This window comes from Aliiroseovarius sp. YM-037 (assembly GCF_048060095.1).
Taxonomy (GTDB): Bacteria; Pseudomonadota; Alphaproteobacteria; order Rhodobacterales; family Rhodobacteraceae; genus JBLUOA01.
In genome coordinates this window covers 1,673,080-1,694,439 of sequence record NZ_JBLUOA010000001.1, presented here as the reverse complement: position 1 = coordinate 1,694,439, position 21,360 = coordinate 1,673,080, and the positions used below count along the sequence as shown (strand labels likewise).

21 protein-coding genes are annotated in these 21,360 nt (G+C 59.1%); 13 read left to right on the top strand and 8 right to left on the bottom strand.

Annotation, left to right across the window (positions count from 1 at the left end; translation table 11 throughout):
• Positions 1-57: 57 nt before the first annotated feature.
• The 3 genes from ACEWPJ_RS08370 to ACEWPJ_RS08360 are packed head-to-tail and all read right to left on the bottom strand — an operon-like array spanning position 58 to position 2,303.
• On the bottom strand, positions 58-1,014 hold the full coding sequence (locus ACEWPJ_RS08370; RefSeq protein WP_416512374.1) for a methyltetrahydrofolate cobalamin methyltransferase: 957 nt from the start codon (positions 1,012-1,014) through the stop codon (positions 58-60).
• 30 nt (positions 1,015-1,044) lie between these two features.
• Positions 1,045-1,977, bottom strand: coding sequence for a methylenetetrahydrofolate reductase (locus ACEWPJ_RS08365; RefSeq protein WP_416512372.1), 933 nt, complete (start codon positions 1,975-1,977; stop codon positions 1,045-1,047).
• 26 nt (positions 1,978-2,003) lie between these two features.
• Positions 2,004-2,303, bottom strand: coding sequence for a virulence factor (locus ACEWPJ_RS08360; protein ID WP_416512370.1), 300 nt, complete (start codon positions 2,301-2,303; stop codon positions 2,004-2,006).
• A gap of 381 nt (positions 2,304-2,684) precedes the next feature.
• Between ACEWPJ_RS08360 and aroQ the strand changes: the two genes are divergently transcribed.
• Positions 2,685-3,125, top strand: coding sequence for a type II 3-dehydroquinate dehydratase (gene aroQ / locus ACEWPJ_RS08355; RefSeq protein ID WP_416512369.1), 441 nt, complete (start codon positions 2,685-2,687; stop codon positions 3,123-3,125).
• Positions 3,125-3,883, top strand: a complete 759-nt coding sequence (locus tag ACEWPJ_RS08350) for a helix-turn-helix transcriptional regulator (protein ID WP_416512368.1) — start codon at positions 3,125-3,127, stop codon at positions 3,881-3,883. Before aroQ ends, ACEWPJ_RS08350 begins: the two co-directional genes overlap by 1 nt.
• 329 nt (positions 3,884-4,212) lie before the next feature.
• Here ACEWPJ_RS08350 and tsf read toward each other — a convergent pair whose 3' ends face one another.
• Both tsf and rpsB read right to left on the bottom strand, forming a co-directional pair.
• Positions 4,213-5,088 carry a translation elongation factor Ts gene (tsf, locus tag ACEWPJ_RS08345; RefSeq protein WP_416512367.1) on the bottom strand — a complete coding sequence of 292 codons (876 nt, stop codon included), beginning with the start codon at positions 5,086-5,088 and terminating at the stop codon, positions 4,213-4,215.
• Positions 5,089-5,158: 70 nt separating this feature from the next.
• Positions 5,159-5,974: a 30S ribosomal protein S2 gene (gene rpsB / locus ACEWPJ_RS08340; protein ID WP_416512365.1), complete on the bottom strand. Its 816-nt coding sequence runs from the start codon at positions 5,972-5,974 to the stop codon at positions 5,159-5,161.
• Positions 5,975-6,196: 222 nt separating this feature from the next.
• On the opposite strand from rpsB, the gene ACEWPJ_RS08335 reads away from it, so the two are divergent.
• From ACEWPJ_RS08335 to ACEWPJ_RS08320, 4 genes are all read left to right on the top strand, one after another.
• Positions 6,197-6,532, top strand: a complete 336-nt coding sequence (locus ACEWPJ_RS08335) for a cupin domain-containing protein (protein ID WP_416512364.1) — start codon at positions 6,197-6,199, stop codon at positions 6,530-6,532.
• Between the two features lie 44 nt (positions 6,533-6,576).
• Positions 6,577-7,467 carry a PfkB family carbohydrate kinase gene (locus ACEWPJ_RS08330; RefSeq protein WP_416512362.1) on the top strand — a complete coding sequence of 297 codons (891 nt, stop codon included), beginning with the start codon at positions 6,577-6,579 and terminating at the stop codon, positions 7,465-7,467.
• Positions 7,464-8,369, top strand: a complete 906-nt coding sequence (locus ACEWPJ_RS08325; protein ID WP_416512360.1) for a pseudouridine-5'-phosphate glycosidase — start codon at positions 7,464-7,466, stop codon at positions 8,367-8,369. The genes ACEWPJ_RS08330 and ACEWPJ_RS08325 overlap by 4 nt, the downstream gene beginning before the upstream one ends.
• Positions 8,370-8,450: 81 nt before the next feature.
• Positions 8,451-9,140: a DUF502 domain-containing protein gene (locus ACEWPJ_RS08320; RefSeq protein WP_416512358.1), complete on the top strand. Its 690-nt coding sequence runs from the start codon at positions 8,451-8,453 to the stop codon at positions 9,138-9,140.
• Here the strand turns inward: ACEWPJ_RS08320 and ACEWPJ_RS08315 are convergent.
• Together ACEWPJ_RS08315 and ACEWPJ_RS08310 are read right to left on the bottom strand one after the other, a co-directional pair.
• Positions 9,137-10,168 carry a patatin-like phospholipase family protein gene (locus ACEWPJ_RS08315; RefSeq protein WP_416512357.1) on the bottom strand — a complete coding sequence of 344 codons (1,032 nt, stop codon included), beginning with the start codon at positions 10,166-10,168 and terminating at the stop codon, positions 9,137-9,139. The two genes, ACEWPJ_RS08320 and ACEWPJ_RS08315, sit on opposite strands and share 4 nt — an antisense overlap.
• A gap of 34 nt (positions 10,169-10,202) precedes the next feature.
• Entirely contained in the window at positions 10,203-10,976 is a 774-nt protein-coding gene (locus ACEWPJ_RS08310) for a 3-hydroxybutyrate dehydrogenase (protein WP_416512356.1), read from the bottom strand.
• 268 nt (positions 10,977-11,244) lie between these two features.
• Between ACEWPJ_RS08310 and ACEWPJ_RS08305 the strand changes: the two genes are divergently transcribed.
• The 7 genes from ACEWPJ_RS08305 to ACEWPJ_RS08275 all read left to right on the top strand — a co-directional run bounded on the left by ACEWPJ_RS08305 (position 11,245) and on the right by ACEWPJ_RS08275 (position 17,883).
• Positions 11,245-13,062 carry an extracellular solute-binding protein gene (locus ACEWPJ_RS08305; RefSeq protein WP_416512354.1) on the top strand — a complete coding sequence of 606 codons (1,818 nt, stop codon included), beginning with the start codon at positions 11,245-11,247 and terminating at the stop codon, positions 13,060-13,062.
• Between the two features lie 3 nt (positions 13,063-13,065).
• Positions 13,066-13,182: an entericidin, EcnA/B family gene (locus ACEWPJ_RS08300; RefSeq protein WP_416512353.1), complete on the top strand. Its 117-nt coding sequence runs from the start codon at positions 13,066-13,068 to the stop codon at positions 13,180-13,182.
• A 44-nt stretch (positions 13,183-13,226) separates the two neighbouring features.
• Positions 13,227-13,703, top strand: coding sequence for an arsenate reductase ArsC (locus ACEWPJ_RS08295; RefSeq protein ID WP_416512352.1), 477 nt, complete (start codon positions 13,227-13,229; stop codon positions 13,701-13,703).
• The gene (locus ACEWPJ_RS08290; protein ID WP_416512350.1) at positions 13,700-14,350 is read left to right on the top strand and encodes an MIP/aquaporin family protein; all 651 of its coding nucleotides are present in this window, start codon (positions 13,700-13,702) and stop codon (positions 14,348-14,350) included. The genes ACEWPJ_RS08295 and ACEWPJ_RS08290 overlap by 4 nt, the downstream gene beginning before the upstream one ends.
• A 46-nt stretch (positions 14,351-14,396) precedes the next feature.
• Positions 14,397-15,926 (top strand): class I adenylate-forming enzyme family protein, encoded by a 1,530-nt coding sequence (locus ACEWPJ_RS08285; protein WP_416512348.1) that lies wholly within the window; start codon positions 14,397-14,399, stop codon positions 15,924-15,926.
• Positions 15,913-16,557 (top strand): DsbA family oxidoreductase, encoded by a 645-nt coding sequence (locus ACEWPJ_RS08280; protein ID WP_416512346.1) that lies wholly within the window; start codon positions 15,913-15,915, stop codon positions 16,555-16,557. Before ACEWPJ_RS08285 ends, ACEWPJ_RS08280 begins: the two co-directional genes overlap by 14 nt.
• Positions 16,558-16,668: 111 nt before the next feature.
• Positions 16,669-17,883 carry a multidrug effflux MFS transporter gene (locus ACEWPJ_RS08275; protein WP_416512345.1) on the top strand — a complete coding sequence of 405 codons (1,215 nt, stop codon included), beginning with the start codon at positions 16,669-16,671 and terminating at the stop codon, positions 17,881-17,883.
• Between the two features lie 4 nt (positions 17,884-17,887).
• Here ACEWPJ_RS08275 and mfd read toward each other — a convergent pair whose 3' ends face one another.
• Positions 17,888-21,358, bottom strand: coding sequence for a transcription-repair coupling factor (gene mfd / locus ACEWPJ_RS08270; protein WP_416512343.1), 3,471 nt, complete (start codon positions 21,356-21,358; stop codon positions 17,888-17,890).
• Positions 21,359-21,360: the final 2 nt, after the last annotated feature.

Here is a 21,360-nt window from a genome sequence, read left to right as displayed (position 1 = left end):
ATATATGCTTAACATGCCCAAAAGGGCATGTCCGCTTTTCGCTAGGTTTTGGCCAGATTAGCCGCGGCGGCGGCGCCGACGTCCTGCCGGATTGGCCTCGGCCCCGGCGCGGGATGCGTCGGCAAAGCTTGTGCCATCTGCCGTCGCTTCAAGCACCTTGGCAAAGCGGATCCAGTTGCCTCCGTTGGCGTCATTGTTCATCAGGAAATTGGCGGCCTTGATCGCCTCCATCTCAACCTGACGGACGGGGTTCATGATCGCGCTGGTCATGCCGGACGCAATCGCCATCGGCAGGAACGCCGCGTTGATGCCGTGACGGTTCGGCAGGCCGAAGCTGATGTTGGATGCGCCGCAAGTCGTGTTGACGCCCAGCTCATCGCGCAGTTTCCGCACGAGGGTAAAGACCTGGCGACCCGCCGTGCCCATCGCGCCGACAGGCATGACGAGCGGGTCAACAACAATGTCATGCGCCGGAATGCCGAAATCGGCGGCCCGCTCAACGATTTTCTTCGCGACCGCAAAGCGCACATCGGGGTCTTCCGAGATGCCCGTGTCGTCGTTCGAGATCGCGACGACTGGAACATTATATTTCTTCACCAACGGCAGGACGAGTTCCAGTCGATCCTCTTCCCCCGTGACGGAGTTAAGAAGCGGGCGGCCTTCGCACGCCTCAAGCCCAGCCTCCAGCGCGCCGGGGACACTTGAATCGATACATAAAGGAATGTCCACAAGCCCTTGAACTAGATCAACAATTTTTCGCATCAAGGGCGGTTCGGTTTCGTTCGGATTGGGGTTGGAGTTATAGACGACACCCGCGTTGATATCGAGCATTGTCGCGCCGCACGCCACCTGTTCCAGCGCATCTTTTTCAACGGTTGAAAAATCGCCAGCCTCAAGCTCCGCCGCGAGTTTCTTGCGGCCCGTCGGGTTGATCCGCTCACCAATCACACAGAAGGGTTCGTCAAATCCGATGACTGCGGTCTTGGTCTTGCTCTCTACAACGGTACGGGTCATGGGTGGTGCCTTGTGCTTGGGCCTGTGGCCTTATTGTTGATTGGCGGGCAGGGCGGACGACCCGCCGTTTTCGATTGCCCAGTTCGCATTGGTCTTGATCCCGCCAAGCGGGAAGAAATGGACGCGTTCGATGTTGAAATCGGGGTGTGCAGCCTTGTGTTCGGCCAGATCGGTGATGAACTGATCCGGTTCAAACGGCAGCAACAGCTTGGTGACATCCTTCGCGCGTTTTTGCAGGACACGAAGGCTCGCGCCGACACCGCACGCGATTGAGAACTTGATGAGCGTTTGCAGCTTTGCCGGACCTGCAACGCCAATATGGATCGGCAGATCGACGCCCGCGTCTTTGAGGGCATCGGCCCATTTGATGACCGGAGCGGCCTCAAAACAAAACTGCGTGGCGAGCGCCATGTCCGCGTCGGTACGTTCGTTGAAGGATTGTTTCCAGCGCACTGCATCCATTACATTTTTATCAGAACCGTCGGGGTCGATGTCCTTATTGCCTTCGGGGTGGCCGGCGACGTGAAGGCGTGTGAAACCGGCTTTGTCAAACAGCCCGGTTTCAAGCAACTGCATTGAGCTGTGGAAGTCGCCATGTGGTTTGTCGACACCACCGGCAAGCAGTAGCGCCTGATCAACGCCGGCTTCGCCCTGATAGCGCGAAATCCAGTCATTGAGGGTCGCGGCATCCTTGATGATCCGCGCTGGGAAATGCGGCATCACGCGGAAACCTTCGGCGGCCAGTCGCTTGGCGGTCGCCACCATATCGTCAATCGGCGTGCCTTCGATATGGGCGACATAGACGCGGGTGCCGGCGGGCAGCAGATCGCGGAAATCTTCAATCTTTTCAGCGGTTCGCGGCATAACCTCAATCGAATATCCGTCAAGGAATGCTTCAACCGCAGGGTTCACGGGCTTTGGCCCGGTTTCCGTGGTCTTCTTCTTGAACTGCAAAAGTGCCATCAACGCTTCCTTCACAGACGGTGGGATCAGGCCCATCCGTCGTTTGCGATCAACGCCTTGATCCGGTCGTGATCATACTCAGTTTCCAGTCGGGCTGCTTCTTTTGCTGCAACTTCGGCTGGATCGTCACCATCAACGGGGAAGGGGGCGGCCTTGCGCCACTCGGCCAGATAGGCGTCTGCATCTTTTGCATTCACCTTCATTGCCGCGCGGTCGATCGCTTGTTCAAACCGTTCTGGCAACTGCACCTTGGATCCGCGACGGCCCTTGCCGACGATGACTTGTGCCGGGATGTCGCGCCAGTAAACGATCGTCACGTCGTGCATCAAGCTGATTCCTCTTCCTCTGCGTTTGCTTTTACGCGCGCTGTGGGTGTCGTTTGCGTCGATTTTCGACACAAGGCGCGTTCGGAGCGACGTTGAGCCACTATGCAGGGATATACGGTCTGAGTAGGGACTGGTGCAAATGAACGTTGTTCATCATGTTTATTGGAGGCGCTCATGGCGTATCTGAATTACGTATAATACATATTATGTAACTTCTAAATACACCTAGAAACCAGGAAAACAACGCCTTTGCGCAAATCCCTGCCGAAAACGCAAGTCCCCACACAACATATTTACGTCAATCATTGGCGGAGCTGTTCGGTATCTCGACAACTCCGGGTCACTTTGGCTAGAAAGGTTCAGAAATCAAAGGGATATTCCATGCCGTCGCTCTTGCTGCTGAATGGTCCAAATCTGAATTTGCTAGGAACCCGTCAGACCGATGTCTACGGCACCACGACGCTTGCAGAGATTGAGGAACGGTCAGTTGCCCATGCCAAAACGCTTGGCGCGACGCTGACGGCGGTTCAGTCGAACCACGAAGGCGTTCTGATCGATCACATCCATGAGGCACGCGGAACGCATGATGGCCTGATCCTGAACGCCGGTGCATATTCCCATACATCGATTGCCTTGATGGATGCGGTGGCGTCAGTGTCGCTGCCGCTTGTCGAACTGCACCTTTCAAATATCCACGCGCGCGAAACGTTTCGACATGAATCCCATGTCGCACGTGTGGCAATCGGTCAGATATGTGGTTTCGGACCGCACGGATACATACTCGCGATAGATGCTTTGGTGGAACATCTAAGGGGGCGTTAGTGCTCGCAACATTTCTGGAAACGTTGACGGAGTCTCCGTCGGCTGAGGATGTCTGGAACCGTCTTGTCGATAAGATGGCGGAGTTCGGATTTGACCGGCTGATCTATGGCTATACGCAGTTCCGATCCGAACGGTCGCTGGGCGATATTGAGGATTTTCTGATCCTGTCGAACCACAGCCGGGAATTTCTGGATCGGTTTCTGGGTGACAAGCTCTACTTCAATGCGCCGATGGTGCGTTGGGCGCTTGAGAATGACGGCGCGTGCAGTTGGCGGCACATTTCTGAACAACTGGAGCGCGGTGAGCTGACGCCGGAAGAGATTGAGGTTTACGAGTTCAATCGTAAGATGGGCATCACAACCGGTTATGCGCTGAGCTTTCATACGGTGTCACAACGGGCCAAGGGTGGTTTGGCGCTGACGGCCAAGGCCGGGCTGACCCATGACGATGTGGACGAGATCTGGGCGAAGCACGGCACCAACATCAAGGTGATCTGCAACGTCGCGCATCTAAAGCTGATCAATCTCCCCTACTCCGGGTTGCGCCGTCCGCTGACCAAACGCCAGCGCGAGGCATTGGAATGGGTCGGTAACGGAAAGACGATGCAGGACATCGCGACGATCATGGATCTGAAGCCCGCTACGGTCGAAAAACACCTGCGTCTGGCGCGCGAGGTTTTGGACGTGGACACGACAGCGCAGGCGGTGCTGAAAGCCGCGTTTCAAAACCAAATTTTCATGCTCGATCCAGAAAGTTAACAGCGGGTAAGGAATCCCGGACTTCCTTTACCTTAGGTAAGGATGCAAACTGATAAAGTTCCGTGAGTGGTGGCTTTGAGCCTGGGAACATACGAGGTTGGGGACCTGATATTGATAGGCTCTCTGGACTCGTCCGGGAAACTGGATCGTCGATCGATTGGTGTATATTCAGCTATATCGGTCGACAACCCCGGGACGCTTTGTTCCTCATCCCCAGATGTTATGGAGCGCGCCCAAAAGAAACGGAGCAGTCCTTCCCGGGCCTGCTCCGTTTTGATTTTGTGACCTGATGCGCTGGCAGGGCTGTGCGCCCTGCCCTCACCGATTGCTTAGCCTTGGGCGGCTTTCGCAACTTCGGCGGCGAAGTCTTCTTCTTTCTTCTCAATACCTTCGCCAAGTTCAAGGCGAACGAACGCCAGAACCTCAACACCGGCATCGGCGGCTGCCTCGGCAACCGTAACGTCGGGGTTCACGACAAAGGCCTGACCCAGAAGCGTGACTTCGGACAGGAATTTTTTCATGCGCCCTTCGATCATCTTTTCGATGACCTGTTCAGGCTTGCCGGACTCGCGCGCTTGCTCGGTCAGAACGTGCTTTTCGCGTTCAACCAGCGCGGGGTCGAGATCCGCTTCGCCCAAGGATGCCGGGTTCGCAGCCGCGACATGCATCGCGATCTGCTTGCCGATTCCGTTGTCCGACCCTTTCAACGCGACGAGAACGGCAATCTTGCCCATGTCGTCGGCTGCAGGGTTATGAATATAGGACACAACAGCATCGCCTTCGACGGACGCCATGCGGCGCAGCGCCATGTTTTCGCCGATTGTCGCGATCTTGTCGGTGATGGTTTCTTCAACCGTCTTGCCGCCGAGATCGACGTTTTTCAGCGCCTCAACATCAGACACGCCAAGCGCGGCTTTGGAAATGGCCGAAACCATGCCCTGAAACTCTGCGTTTTTCGCAACGAAGTCGGTTTCGGAATTCACCTCAACCGCGACACCGCGGCCACCGTCAACCGCAACGGCGACAAGGCCTTCGGCTGCCGTGCGGCCGGATTTCTTTGCGGCCTTTGCAAGACCCTTGGTGCGCAGCCAGTCAACGGCGGCTTCCATGTCGCCGTCCGTTTCGGTCAGCGCTTTCTTTGCGTCCATCATGCCTGCGCCCGTGGAATCGCGCAGTTCTTTCACCAGTGCAGCGGTGATTGCCATGTCGGCTCTCCTGATTTGTCGTAATGGTTCGGGGCAGGCTTACCCTGCCCCGCTATCCGTTAAGTAAAGCTCAGCCCTCGGCTGCGGCTTTCTCTTCTGCGGGGGCGTCAGCAGCGGCTTCTGCCGGTGCATCTTCCGCAACCGCTTCTTCCTCGAGCGACGCTTCCATCTCGCCCAGATCAACACCAGCGGCGCCAAGCTGTGCGGTCATCCCGTCAAGGGCCGCGCGCGACGCGAGGTCGCAGTAAAGGCTGATCGCCCGCGCTGCATCATCGTTGCCCGGAATGATGTAATCCACACCATCGGGGGAGCAGTTCGTATCAACCACAGCCACAACCGGAATGCCCAGTTTCTTGGCTTCGAGGATGGCGAGGTCTTCCTTGTTCACGTCGATGACGAACAGAAGATCAGGCACACCGCCCATTTCGCGAATACCGCCAAGCGAGGCTTGCAGTTTCGCCTGCTCGCGTTCCATGCCCAGACGTTCTTTCTTGGTGAGGCCATCGGCGCCTTCAGCAAGCTTTTCGTCAATCGCTTTCAGGCGGCTGATCGAGTTGGAAACGGTTTTCCAGTTCGTCAGCGTGCCACCCAGCCAGCGGTGGTTCATGTAATACTGTGCGCATTTTTCCGCAGCTTCCGCGATCGGCTTTTGCGCCTGACGCTTAGTGCCAACGAACAGCACGCGACCGTTCTTTGCAACGGTTTCGCGGATAACATTCAACGCAGCGTCCAACATCGGGACGGTTTGCGTCAGGTCCATGATGTGGATGCCGTTACGGTCGCCGTAGATGAACTCCTGCATACGCGGGTTCCATCGCTGGGTTTGGTGACCAAAGTGAACGCCAGCTTCCAAAAGCTGACGCATAGAAAATTCAGGGAGCGCCATGTCCAAGTTTCCTTTCCGGTTTGCGCCTCGGCGAAGCTGTCAAGGGCATGTGCCCAACCGGCGGACCTTACGGGATGTCTCCCCGTTCGGCCCAAGCCTCGCCTGTGAAGTGGGTGCGCTCTACCCCACCTATTCGGTTTGCGCAAGCCCTCTGGGCGATAATCGGCAGCCAAAACGGTGGCGAAACGTGCTAGGACGGGTCGATCAAAGAAAGGTCTGATTATGTCCCTACCTGATTTCATTCTGAATTTCCCCGAGATTGATATCCCCTTCCCCGCCGATGTCGTCACCACTAACGTCGTGAAGTCCGACAGCGGTTTGGTGGTTTTCTTTACATTTCATAAAGATATGGACTTGCCGCCCCATTCGCATCTGGGCCAGTGGGGCACCATCGTTGCAGGCTCCGCCCAACTGACTATCGGGGACGACACTCAGACCTATAGACCCGGCGATTGTTACAACATACCGGCCGGGGTCGTTCACAGCGGCAAAATTGCCGCCGGGACCGTCGCGATTGACGTGTTTGAAGAACCGGACCGCTATCCGCTGAAATCCTGATTGGGTCGGCTTGCACCCCCAGCCGAAAGGTTCAATAAGGGCGCATGAATTCGACCCAGATCATCTGCATTGGCTCCGTCCTGTGGGACGTGATCGGCCGCAGCGCAAGCCATATGCGCGCCGGGTCAGACGTGCCGGGGCGGATCACCCGCCTGCCCGGTGGCGTAGCGATGAATATCGCGATGACATTGACGCGGTTCGGCTTGCGCCCGGTGCTGCTGACCGCCATCGGGCGAGACGAACAAGGTGATGAGTTGATTGCTGCCGCCGCGCGCATGTCGATGGAAACTGATCTGATCTATCGGTCCGACGACCTGCCAACCGACATCTATATGGCGATTGAGGGTGCGAACGGCCTGATCGCGGCGATTGCCGATGCCCACTCGCTTGAGGCGGCGGGCGACAAAATCCTGCGCCCCCTCGCAGACGGACGCCTTGGAGACACGGCCGCGCCGTTTGACGGCACGATCGCACTTGATGGCAACCTGACCGAAACGCTGCTGGAGGAGATTGCCGGCAGCCCCCTGTTCCAGAACGCCGACCTGCGAGTCGCGCCCGCCTCACCCGGCAAGGCCGAACGGTTGATGCCCTTCCTGCGGCATCCCGGCGCGACGCTTTACGTTAATCTTGAAGAGGCCGGATTGCTCTGCAAATCGGAGTTCACGTCGGCCACCGACGCCGCCCGCGCCCTCGTTGATCGCGGCGCACACCGCGCGCTCGTTACGGACGGCGGGAAAGAAGCGGCGGTTGCGGATACCAACGCCCTGCTGACCCAAGCGCCGCCCGAAGTCATGGTAACTCGTGTCACGGGCGCGGGCGATACCTTCATGGCCGCCCATATCGCGGCTGAACTGCGCGGCGAACAAGGCGGTACTGCGCTAAGAACCGCGCTGACCGCCGCCGCAAACTACGTTGCCGGAGAGACCCCTTTATGACCCTATCCCTTCGCTACGCGCCCGAAGTCGAACAGGCGCGCGCCGCGGGCGATCCGATCGTCGCGCTGGAAAGCACGATCATCACCCACGGAATGCCCTACCCGCAGAACGTCGAAACCGCCCGGCAGGTTGAGGCGGCTATTCGAGAGAACGGAGTCGTGCCTGCCACGATGGCAATCATCGATGGGCAGATCCATATCGGGCTGACCGATGCCGAGCTTGACGCACTGGCGCAGGCGAAGGACGTCGCGAAACTTTCCCGCGCCGATATCGCAGCCTGCATCGCGACAGGCGGAACCGGCGCAACCACTGTTGCCGCGACGATGATCTGCGCAAGACTCGCAGGAATCAGCGTCTTCGCGACCGGCGGCATCGGCGGCGTGCATCGCGGCGCGGAGGAGACCTTTGACATCTCAGCCGACCTTCAGGAACTGGCGCAATCGCCGGTGACGGTTGTGGCTGCGGGGGCGAAGGCAATCCTCGATCTGCCAAAAACACTCGAAACCCTCGAAACCCTCGGCGTTCCGGTCATCACCGTTGGCCAAGATGCATTCCCGGCGTTCTGGTCCCGCGACTCCGGCGTTCCGGCACCGATCCGTATGGACTCTCCGACAGAAATCGCAGCGGCTCACCAGACGCGCGTCGCGATGGGACTGCCCGGCGGCCAGCTTGTCGCCAACCCGATCCCGGCAGAGGCTGAGATCAGCCGCGAAACGCTCGACCCTGTGATCGCCCAAGCGCTAGATGAGGCTGCGGCGCAGAACATCACGGCAAAGGATGTGACGCCCTTCCTGCTCCAGCGGATATTTGAGTTGACCGAAGGCCGCTCCCTCACCGCGAATATTACGCTGGTCATGAACAATGCGCGTCTTGCGGCAAAGATTGCCCGCGAGATGACCTAGTTCGCGCGGTTTCAGCATTCTTCTTATTGTCTCAATGCGCCCAAGCGCCTAAGTTCGCTTGATTGACACAAGAGACCATGCATGAAACTTGATGACGACCAGACCCCAGAACCGCGCGTGCGCCGCAGACGGTTTGCAGGACTACGCGCCAGCTTTCTGACCGGGCTTGTCGTCATTGCCCCCATTTTCCTGACCGCGTGGCTGATCTGGACGCTGGTCGGTTGGATCGACAGTTGGGTGCTGCCGTTCATTCCGTGGAACCTGCGGCCGGAGCATTACATCGGCATCAACCTGCGCGGCCTTGGCGTCATCGTCTTCCTGATCTTCACGGTTTTCGTGGGATGGATGGCGAAAGGGATCATGGGGCGGTCGCTGCTTCACTGGGGCGAAAGCATCGTCCAGCGGATGCCGGTCGTGCGGTCCGTCTATAGTGGGCTGAAACAGATTGCGGAGACTGTGTTTTCGCAGGCCGACACGTCATTCGACAAGGCCTGTCTGGTCGAATACCCGCGCAGGGGCATCTGGGCCATCGCCTTCATTTCCACTAGCGCGAAGGGAGAGATCGACGCCAGCATCCCAAGCGATGGCGGGCTGATGTCGGTCTTCCTGCCAACGACACCAAACCCAACCTCGGGCTTTCTGCTGTTCGTTCCGAAAAAGGACGTGATCGAGCTTGAGATGACGGTTGAAGATGCGGCAAAACTCGTCATCTCTGCCGGGCTGGTCTATCCGAATGGCAAAGACCCAAAAATTCCACCACCCACCGATTAATCAAACATCGCTCCAAGGTTCAGCGTATCGCGATTGTTCAGATCGTCGAAATGCGCCGACAGGAAAGCGTCTGCCGCCGCGCGCCCGGCCTCTTTCAACTGGGCCAGCAGTGTTGGCACTGGCACCATCTTGGTCGCGACGGACAGATCGTTCATCAAGTCGTCGTCGGCGATCATATGCACCCGCACGTTTTTCATCTGTCCGGGCTCCAGCCGCCCCTCTGCCAGTAGGCGTTTGACAAAGGCGATAGACCGCAACTCCGCCAGCAATGAAGTATTGAACCCGATTTCATTGATCCGGTTCTGAATTTCAGGCGCGGAGCGTGGCAAATCCTCGCGATAAAGCGGGTTGATATTCACAACAACGATGTCGTCCGGCAATGCGTGGTCATAAAGCGGAAACAGCGCGGGATTCCCGGTATATCCGCCGTCCCAATAGGCTTCCTTCTTGCCTGTCGCGGGGTCCGGGATCTCCACCGCCTGAAAGATCGTCGGCAGGCAGGCGGAGGCCATCAGAACCTTCGTATTGATGTCTTCGCCAGTGAAGACCCGGATACGTCCGCTGCGCACGTTGGTCGCGCAGACAAAGAACCGCGGCCCCTCAGCCGCACAAACCTTGTCATAGCGAAACCGCCGCGCGATCCGCTCAATTGGATTACGATAGGCCGGGCCAAGCGCATAGGGGCTGAACACACGCGACGCAGCATCTGCGAACTGATACCCGGGCGAATGTCCGATCAGGTTTGACAGCATCGCCGCCGAGGGTGCGACCCCGGCGACCCAATCAAGGTATCCTGCCCCCGTCGTTGCGCCCATCTGGTCCCACAACCAGTTAAGGTTTTCGCGGGCTGCATCACGGCCGCCAACGACAAACCCCGCCTTGATCGCGGCCCCGTTCAGCGCCCCCGCGGAGGTGCCGGAAATCGCCGCAATCTCAATATCGCCTTCATCGAGAATCCGATCGACGACACCCCAGGTAAACGCCCCGTGGGCGCCGCCGCCCTGAAGGGCCAGATTGATCCGTTTCATCTTGCTCAAAATACTCTCGCCGAAGGCATTAATCTTATAGCGCGGTCCAACCGCCATCGACGCTGATGGTGGTGCCCGTGATCTGCGCCGCAGCGTCGGAACACAGGAACACGGCCGTGCCGCCCATCTGTTCGACCGTCGCAAATTCTTTCGAGGGTTGCCGCTTCAGCATGACGTTCTTGATCACGTCCTCGCGGCTCATGTCGTATTCCTTCATCGTGTCGGGAATCTGCGCTTCGACCAGCGGGGTTAGCACGTAGCCCGGACAGATCGCATTGGCTGTGATCGGTTCTTCCGCCGTTTCCAAAGCTACCGTTTTGGTCATACCGACAACACCATGCTTTGCAGCGATATAGGCGGATTTGTAAGGCGACGCGGTCAGGCCGTGGGCCGAGGCGATATTGATCACCCTGCCCCACCCGGCCTTGCGCATCATCGGCAACGCCGCAGCGGTCGTATGAAAGGCAGAGCTCATGTTGATCGCGATGATTGCGTCCCACTTATCGACGGGAAACTCATCAATCGCCGCAACGTGCTGAATACCGGCGTTGTTGATCAGGATATCGCATGCCCGAGCCTTTTCGATCAACGCACGGCATTCGTCGCCCTTCGACATATCCGCCTTGATGTATCGCGCACTCACGCCATGCTCTTTCGCGATGCTCTCAGCCAGTGCGTGATCCTCATCCCGGTCGGTGAAGGAGTTTAGCACGACATCGGCCCCGGCCTTGGCCAATTCCTGTGCGATACCCAATCCGATTCCCGAATTCGATCCGGTGATGATGGCGGTTTTTCCACTAAGCGTCATGCTGTCCCCTGAAGCTCTGATAATATTCGCGGCAGACTATAAATCCTGTGCCAGCGAATACCACAGCGAACCGCACGACAAAAAAAACGCTGGCCGAAGCCAGCGTTAAGTTATTGAGGCAGGTTTCATACAGGCAAGAAACCTATCGAGCAGTGCCCCCTTTATACGCAATCCCCCGCCGCCTTCCAAGCTAAAAGTTTGAATTGATTTGAAACCCTCGTTAGCGTCGGGGTCGAAGTGACACTCGGCAACAGGGATCAAAGCAAAAATGAAATCAGAAATTTTCCGCCCGTTTCGCGCTCTTGGTGCTGCGATTGCATTGATCGGCGCTGCCGGATTCGCCACCGCCGAACCGCAACATGGCATAGCTATGTATGGCGATCCTGTCCTGCCACCGGATTTTGTGTCTCTTCCTTACGCGAACCCGGATGCTCCGAAAGGTGGGCGCATCGTTTTTGGTGAACCGGGGGGGTATGACAGCCTTAACCCTCATATCCGAAAAGGCCGCGCGCCGTGGGGCGTAAGAAGCCATGTTTTTGAAAGCCTTCTGGGGCGAAACTACGATGAACCCTTCACTCTATACGGTCTTCTGGCCGAATCAGTTGAGACCGGACCAGACCGCGAATGGGTGGAATTCACCCTGCGGGAAGAGGCTGCGTTTTCCGATGGCTCCCCCGTCACCGTCGACGATGTCATCTGGTCGTTCGAAACCCTCGGCACGGTCGGGCATCCGCGCTATATAAACGCCTGGAACAAGATCGACTCGGTTGAGGCGACCGGCGAGCGTAGCGTTCGTTTCACCTTCAACACTGAAGACCGCGAACTGCCGCTTATTGTTGGCCTGCGCCCGATCCTGAAGAAAGCCCAATATGGCGGTGTCGATTTTGCAGAATCCGGCGGTATCGACATTGTGCCGATTGGCAGCAGCCCATACGTGATCGACGCGTTCGACGTTGGGCGCTACATCAGCTTCCGACGCAATCCTGACTACTGGGGCAATGACCTGCCCTTCAATCGGGGCCGCCACAACCTCGACGAAATCCGCTATGATTATTTTGGCGATGGTGATGTGGTATTTGAGGCGTTCAAGGCCGGCGAAACCAACAGCTTTCGCGAATCTAACGGGGCGAAGTGGGATACGAACTATAATTTCCCGGCCATTCAATCCGGCGACATCGTGCAAAGCCTCATTCCCCACGAACGCCCGTCCGGCATCAAGGGGTTCGTGATGAACACTCGACGCGACGCCTTCAAGGACTGGCGCGTGCGCGAGGCGATGATTCAGGCGTTCAACTTTGAATTCATCAACCAAAGCCTGAATGGCGGGCGCGATCCGCGTATCACCTCGTATTTCTCTAATTCCGTCCTCGGCATGTCGCATGATCCGGCAGAGGGTCAGGTGCTCGCCCTTCTGGAGCCGTTCTCAGATGACCTGATGCCCGGCGCGATTGAAGGCTACAGCTTGCCCGAAGGCGACGGGACGGAGCGGAACCGCAAGAACCTTCGCGCGGCCCTCGCGTTGATGGAGGAGGCCGGCTGGACCGTGCAGGAGGGCGAGATGAAGAATACCGAAGGCCAACCCTTCACCTTTGAAATCCTGTTGTCGCAAGGGGCGACGCAGACGCATCAGATGATCGATATCTACACCGAAGCCCTGTCGCGCATGGGAATCACGCCGACCGTCACGATTGTCGACAGCGCCCAATACAAAGAGCGCACAAACGCGTTCGATTTCGGCATGGCCTATTATCAGCGCAGCCTGTCCCTGTCGCCGGGCAACGAACAATGGCTCTACTGGGGGTCCGAGGCCGCCACGCAGGAAGGATCGCGCAACTGGATGGGCGTTCAATCCCCGGCAATCGACGCGATGATCACAGAAATCCTCACCACCGAAACGCAGGAGGGCTTTCGCGCCGCAACCCATGCGCTTGACCGTGCGCTGACCAGCGGGCGCTATGTCGTTCCAGTTTGGCACAACCCCGTTTCCCGTCTTGCCCATGTGAAAGAGCTGCATTATCCCGAAGCCTTGCCGATGTATGGCGACTGGGTCGGCTTTCAGCCCGACGTTTGGTGGTGGGAGGAATAGAGAATGACAATCCGTATCCTGTTGATCGCATCCGTGCTTGGGCTTGCCGGATGTGCAACGGTTGAGGGTATTGGCCGCGACATTTCCCGCGGCGCGCGGGCCGTGGATAACGCAATCTAAACATTCGTCATACCGATGTTACAAATGCCGTCTAAGCGGCTGGCATGAATATTCTCGTTCTTTGCACCGGCAACTCCGCCCGGTCGATCATGCTTGAGTCGATCTTCAATCGCTCGGGGCAGGGTCGCGTCACCGCCTTCTCTGCCGGGTCGCAACCTGCGGGGAAGGTCCATCCGCAATCCCTGACACTGCTGGCGCGCGAAGGTTACGACGTCAGTCCCGCTCGGTCCAAAAGCTGGGATGAGTTTGCAGAACCCAACGCCCCTGAAATGGACTTGGTGATTACCGTCTGTGGCTCCGCCGCTGGTGAAACCTGCCCGATGTGGCCCGGCGCGCCGCTGCGCGCCCATTGGGGCGTTGAAGACCCCGCCGCCGCGAGCAAGCCGGAGTGGGAATCCGCGTTTGATGAAGCCTACCGCATCCTGCGCAAACGCGCCGAAATGCTTCTTGCCTTGCCGATTGAGACGATGGACAAGGCGACCCTGAAGCAAGAGCTTGATCGCATAGGAACACTGACATGAGCCACAAACTGCTGGCCGAATTCATCGGCACCGCCTTTCTGTTGATCGGTGTCGTAGGGTCGGGGATCATGGCGGCGAACCTGGCGGGTGATAATATCGCGCTCGCGTTGCTCGCCAATGCGATTGCGACGGGCTGTATCCTTTATGCGATCATTACGACGCTTGGCCCGGTTTCAGGCGCTCATTTCAATCCGGCGGTGACGCTCGCCTTCGCGCTCAGGGGGGAGCATGGCTGGAAAAACGTCGCGCCCTACGTGATTGTTCAGATCGCTGGCGGGATCATCGGCGTCTGGCTGTCTCATCTGATGTTCGACCTTCCGATTCTGCAAAGCTCCACCACCGCCCGCGCTGGCGTCGGCCAATGGTCGAGCGAGATCATCGCAACCTTCGGGCTGTTATTCGTGATTTTCGGCGGCGCGCGACATCGGCCTGACGCAGTTCCGCCACTCGTCGGGCTTTATATCACGGGGGCGTATTGGTTCACGTCGTCCACAAGTTTCGCAAACCCTGCGGTGACAATCGCGCGGGCGTTTTCGGATACCTTTGCTGGGATCAATCCCGGCGACGTTCTGATGTTCATTCTGATGCAGGGTGTCGGTGTCGCCGTCGCGGCCGCAATCCTGCCGATCCTGTTTGATCGCGACTGATCCACCCGATCTTGCAACCCGCCCCATGCGGGACTAGCACAGGCGGATGGTTTCCATCTTTGACACTGGCCCGCCGCCGCCCTGCCCCGCGCCGTTCAATATGGCGGCATACGTGCTTGGCCGCGCCGCATCGCTTGGCGACAAACCGGCGCTGGAGGTTTTGCACGCGGATCACACCGAGATCTGGAAATACGCACAGCTTGAACGGGCGGTTCTGGGCACGGCGTCGGGCTTGCTTGCGAGTGGTGCGAAGCCCGGTGATCGCGTTTTAATGCGGCTTGGGAACACGGTTGAGTTTCCGCTGACCTATCTTGCCTGCATCGCGGTTGATCTTGTCCCGGTGCCAACAGCGGCGCAACTGACAGAGCCTGAGGTCGCAAAGATCATCGCCGACGTTACGCCGACGCTGATTGCGCGGGGCGATGGCATCCCCTGCCCCGAAACCCACGTGCCACAGATCGCCGAGGCGGAGCTTGAGGTGATGCAATCGCTACCGCCCGCGGACTACGCGAAGGGTGATCCAGAACGGCTCGGCTACATCATCTATACTTCCGGCTCCTCTGGCGTTCCGCGTGCGGTGTGCCACGCCCATCGCGCGATTTGGGCGCGACGGATGATGTGGGACGGCTGGTATGGTCTGACGGCCGACGACCGCGTGCTGCATGCAGGGGCGTTCAACTGGACCTACACGCTTGGCACCGGCCTGATGGACCCATGGACGGTTGGCGCGACGGCGTTGATCCCGGCGGCGGGGATGCCGACCGAGGCCCTGCCGAAGCTAATCGGTGAGCACGGTGCGACGTTGTTCGCCGCGGCACCGGGTGTTTACCGCCAGGTGCTCCACAGCGCCGACAAACTGCGCACGCCGACGTTGCGGCACGGTCTTTCTGCTGGCGAAAAACTCTCGCAGAGTGTCGCGGACGGATGGACCCGCGCAACCGGAACCCCGATCTTTGAGGCATTCGGCATGTCGGAATGTTCGACCTTCCTGTCAGGCAGTCCGACCTCCCCGCCACCGCCCGGCGCTTCGGGTTATCCCCAACTGGGCCGAAAGGTCGCGATCTTGGACGACGCCGGAGCGCCCGTTCCCCATGACACCCCCGGCGTTCTGGCCGTCGACCGCCACGACCCCGGCCTGATGTTGCGCTATTGGGGGGCGGAGGATGAAACCCGCGCACGTTTTGTTGGCGACTGGTTCCTCACCGGTGATACCTGCGCAATGGCGGCGGACGGGGCGATTACTTACCTTGGGCGGGCGGATGACATGATGAACGCCGGGGGTTTCCGCGTTTCCCCGCTTGAGGTCGAAGCGATCCTGAACGCACACCCCCATGTGCAGGAATCCGCAGTTGCGGAGGTCGCAGTAAAAGCCGATACAACCGTGATCGCCGCCTTCTATGTCTCCAACCCTTCGCTGGACGACGCGGATTTGACCACCTTCGCTTCGCAGCGGCTGGCCCGCTACAAACAGCCGCGCATTTATCGACGGGTCGCGGCATTGCCCAAAGGGGCGAACGGCAAACTTCTAAGGCGCGAACTGCGCCAGCGCTATGAGGATACCCATGGTCAGACTTGATATACTCTCCGACCCGATCTGCCCGTGGTGCTATATCGGCAAGGCCAATCTGGACCGTGCGCTGGAACAGCACCCGGATCATCCCTTCGTGATCGAATGGCATCCTTACCAGTTGAACCCCGAGATGCCCGCCGAAGGCATGGATCGCCGCACCTATCTGGAAACGAAATTCGGCGGCAAGGAGGGTGCCGTAAAAGCCTACGCCCCGGTCGTCGAACACGCAAAGGCAGCTGGGCTGGAGATCAATTTCGAAGCTATCGAGACGACGCCGAATACGCTCAACGCGCACCGCTTGATCCATTGGGCGGGGCTTGAGGGTCGGCAGACCGCTGCGGTCTCCGCCCTGTTCCGCGCCTATTTCAAGGAAGGCCGCGACATTGGCGATACCGAGGTTCTGATCGACATCGCAGACGGGATTGGCATCGACGCAAAGATGATCCGGCATCTGCTTGGCACTGACGCCGACGTTGACGACATCCGCGACCGGGACGCGAACGCCCGCGAAAAGGGCGTGACGGGCGTGCCATGCTTTATCATCGCCAACCAGCACGCTCTGCCCGGCGCGCAATCGCCAGAGCTGTGGGCGCAGGTGATTGATGAGGTCGTCGAACAGATCAAGGACGCTGAATGACCTCTCTCCGCAGCCATGCGTCCTTACCCATTGGACATTCCTGTTTGAACTTGGGATATGGGCAGCTGCAGCGTTTCTGTTTTGGAACCGCCCTCAGCCGAAAGTGATCTGATGCCCCGCCGCCTGTCCACGCCGGAATTCATTGCCATGATCGCAATGTTGTTCGCGACAATCGCCTTTTCGATTGACGCGATGCTGCCCGCGTTGCCGACGATTGGGGAGGAATTGACACCCGACGATCTGAACCAGGCGCAATTGGTCATCACGAGTTTTGTGTTCGGCATGGGGGTCGGCACGCTGTTTACCGGGCCGCTGTCCGATGCGTTCGGGCGCAAGGTCGTCCTGCTGTCCGGGGCCGCACTTTATGCGGCGATGGCGCTCCTGGCGTGGTGGGCAGAGTCGCTGGAAACCCTTCTTGCAGCGCGGGCGTTGCAGGGGCTAGGCGCAGCCGGGCCGCGAGTCGTGGCGCTCGCCATCGTGCGGGATCTTTATTCCGGGCGCCAAATGGCACGCATCATGTCATTCGTCATGCTGGTGTTTTCACTGGTCCCCGCGCTCGCCCCATCGCTGGGCGCTGTCATTATCTATTTCTTAGGTTGGCGCGCGATCTTTGCGACCTTCGTGATCTTCGCCGCTGCGACGGGCTTGTGGCTCGCCCTTCGGCAATCCGAAACCCTACCGATAGAGGCGCGCATTCCTTTCCGGTTCGCGAACTTCATGTCCGCGTTCCGTGAGGTCGGCAGCAACAAAATGTTCGTTCTATCGGTGCTTGTGCAGACCCTCGTCTTCGGGATGTTGATGTCGGTGATTTCGACCACGCAACAGATCTACGACGTGACGTTTGACGAAGGCGCGCGGTTCCCGCTTTGGTTCGGGGCAACCGCGATCATCGCCTCAAGCGCGAGCCTCGTGAACGCCGCTTTGGTGGTTCGGCTTGGCATGCGCTACCTCATCTCGGTCGCGCTGGCCGGGCAGTTTATCGCATCGCTGTTGATGGCCGTGATGACGGCTGGCGGGTTGTGGCCGGACTGGGCTTACTTTCCGGCTTATTTTGCGTGGTCAACGTCGATCTTCTTTATCCTCGGTCTGACGCTTGGCAATCTCAACGCTCTGGCGATGGAGCCTATGGGCCATATCGCGGGCATGGCCGCGTCGATCATTGGCGCGGTGTCGACCGTTCTGGCGGTGCTGATTGCGGTTCCAATCGGGTTGGCGTTTGACGGCACGCCAGTTCCATTGGCGGTCGGCGCAGTGGTTCTGACCGGGATCGGCTGGCTGCTGATGCGTCGCGTCGCACAGTTGGAGCGGGTCGCAAGCAGCACCTGATCCGTCAGGATTTCGCGGCGGCCTTCCCAGCCTTTTTCTTCGCAACAACCTTTTCGGCCAGATCGCGGGCAATGGCAAACGCACCCTTGATCTTGTCACTGTCCTTGCGCCAGTCGCGGCGCACGATGACCTTGTTGTCGCGGACCTTGGCCAGCCCATCCTGCGCGTGCATGAAATCAACCAATCCTTCGGGCGACGCAAACTTGTCGTTGTGGAACTGAATCGTCGCGCCCTTCGGTCCACCATCCAGCTTGGCAATCCCCGCGCGTTTGCACATCGCCTTGATCCTGACGATCAACAGTAGGGTGTTCACCTCTTTCGGCAGCTTGCCGAAGCGGTCGATCAGTTCGGCGGCGAAGCCTTCAAGTTCAACCTTGGTGGCAAGGCCCGATAGTCGCCGATAAAGACCCAAGCGCACGTCAAGATCGGGCACGTAGTCTTCGGGGATCAGGACCGGCACGCCCAGGTTGATCTGCGGCGCCCATTGACCGTCGTCGTCGGTGATCCCTTCGACCTCGCCCGACCGAATCTTGGCAATCGCCTCTTCCAACATCTGTTGGTAAAGTTCATAGCCGACTTCGCGCATCTGGCCGGATTGTTCTTCGCCAAGCAGGTTGCCCGCCCCCCGGATGTCGAGGTCTTGCGAGGCGAGCGTGAACCCCGCCCCGAGTGTATCGAGACTGCCCAGCACCCGAAGCCGCTTTTCGGCGTTCGGCGTCAAGGGCACGCGGGGTTTCGTGGTGAGGTAAGCATAGGCCCGCGTTTTTGACCGCCCCACACGACCTCTTATCTGATAAAGCTGCGCGAGGCCAAACATGTCGGCGCGGTGAATGACCATCGTGTTTGCGGTCGGAATATCGAGGCCGCTTTCCACAATCGTCGTCGCCAGCAGCACATCATACTTACCGTCGTAAAAGGCATTCATCCGGTCATCAAGCTCGCCCGCCGCCATCTGACCATGCGCGGTGATAAAGCTGACCTCCGGCACCTGATCGCGCAGAAATTCCTCTATCTCCGGCAGGTTTTTGATCCGGGGCACGACGAAAAAGCTTTGCCCGCCGCGATAATGTTCGCGCAGCAGTGCCTCGCGGATCGTGATCGTATCGAATTCCGACACATAGGTGCGGATTGCCAGCCGGTCGACCGGGGGCGTGCCGATGATCGACAGATCGCGCACCCCGGACAGCGACATTTGCAGCGTGCGCGGGATCGGCGTCGCGGTCAGCGTTAGAACGTGAATGTCGGACCGCATGGATTTCAGGCGTTCCTTGTGGCTCACGCCGAAGTGCTGTTCTTCGTCGATCACCAACATCCCAAGGTTCTGGAACCGCACAGATTTCGCCAACAAAGCATGGGTGCCGATGACGATATCGACGGTCCCACGGGCCAGCCCCTCGCGGGTTTGGGCGGCTTCCTTTGCGGGCACGAAACGCGACAGGGTCCGCACATTGATCGGAAAGCCGCGGAACCGGTCCTTGAAGCTTTTGTAGTGCTGCCGCGCCAACAGAGTCGTCGGCGCAATAACCGCGACCTGCACGCCTGACATGGCCGCAACGAACGCAGCCCGCATCGCAACCTCGGTCTTACCAAAGCCCACATCGCCGCAGACCAGCCGATCCATCGGCTGACCGGAGGCCATATCGGCCAACACATCCTCAATCGCGCCCAACTGATCGTCAGTTTCCTGATACGGAAACCGAGCGGAAAACGCGTCCCACATGCCGTGTGGCGGCTCCATAATCGGGGCGCGGCGCAAGGCGCGTTCGGCGGCGATACGGATCAGCTTGTCCGCGACCTGCCGGATGCGTTCCTTCAGCTTCGCTTTCTTCGCCTGCCACGCGCCGCCGCCCAACCGGTCAAGCAACCCCTCCTCATGCCCGAATTTGCTGAGGAGTTCGATATTCTCCACCGGAAGGAACAGCCGATCCCCGCCCGCGTATTCCAGCGCGATACATTCGTGCGGTGCGCCCATCGCGGTAATCGTCTCAAGCCCCGTGTAGCGCCCGACCCCGTGATCGACATGGACGATCAGATCCCCCGGAGACAGGCTTTGCGCTTCGGTCAGGAAATTTTCGGCCCGTCTTTTGCGTTTTGGTGCACGGATCAGCCGATCGCCAAGCACATCTTGTTCAGAAATGACGGTCAGCCCGTCGCCTTCAAACCCATGCTCCAGCGACCAAATCGCGAGGTGAACACCCCCTGTCGTATCAGCAACGTCGCGAAAATCATTGATAAGATGCGCTTTTTCTAAGCCTTCATCTTGCATCAACCCATGCAGACGTTCCCGGGCCCCTTCGGAATAGCTGGCGAGGATGACCTGACTATCTTTGCGTTTCGCGTTAATATGATCCCTCAACGCACCGAAAAGGCTGACCGATTCCTGTTGGCGCTCGGGTGAAAAATTGCGTCCGATCCGCCCACCTGCGTCGATCACCCCCGGCCCGGTGCTTTTGGGCAGTGCCGACATCTGAACCACGCGATGCCCCTCGACCGCCTTTTCCCAAGCGGCATCGTCCAGATATAGAAGCCCCGGTGGCACCGGTTTATAGACTGTATCCATCCGGCTTTTCTGATCGAGCGCGAGTTTCCGCGTCTCATACTGATCTTCAATCGATTCCCACCGCGCGATCCGGGCTGGGGTCACTTGATCGTCAAGGAAGATGCTGGCGTCGGGCAGATAGTCGAACAGCGTTTCGAGCCGTTCATGGAAGAACGGCAACCAATGTTCGACGCCCTGATGCTTGCGCCCGGCGCTGACGGCTTCGTAAAGCGGATCGTCCGTGCCCGCCGCGCCAAATTCGATGCGGTAGTTTTGACGGAAGCGCGTGATCGCTGCGTCGTCGAGGATGACTTCGGAAACCGGCGCAAGCTCCACCACGCTCAGCGGCTCTGTTGTGCGTTGGGTTGCGGGGTCGAACCGTCGCGCGCCATCCAGAACGTCGCCGAACAGGTCAAGCCGGACTGGGCCGCTATCCCCCGGCGGATAAATATCGATGATCCCCCCGCGCACTGCGAAATCCCCCGGCTCCGTCACTGTTGGTGTCTGGGAAAACCCCATGCGGACGAGGAAAGCGCGCAGTTCCGCCTCATCAATCTGATAGCCGACACGGGCGGTGAAGGCAGCTTGTCTCAGAACGTCGCGCGCTGGCACTCGCTGGCTGACGGCGTTCAAGGTCGTCAGCAGGATGAACTGCCCCGGTATACCGTGGGCCAGCGCGGCAAGTGTCGCCATACGGGTCGCGGAAATACCCGGGTTTGGCGACACGCGGTCATAAGGCAGGCAATCCCAGCCTGGAAAATCGACCACCGTAACATCCGGCGCAAAGAACGACAGCGCCGCGTGGGTCGCCGCCAGCCGTTTGTCATCGCGCGCGACATGGATGACCGGGCCGCCGGTCTTGGCCAATTCCTTAGCGATCAGCCTTGCGTCAAAGCCTTCGGGCGCGCCACCCGCGATGATGTGCCGTTCTGACATGC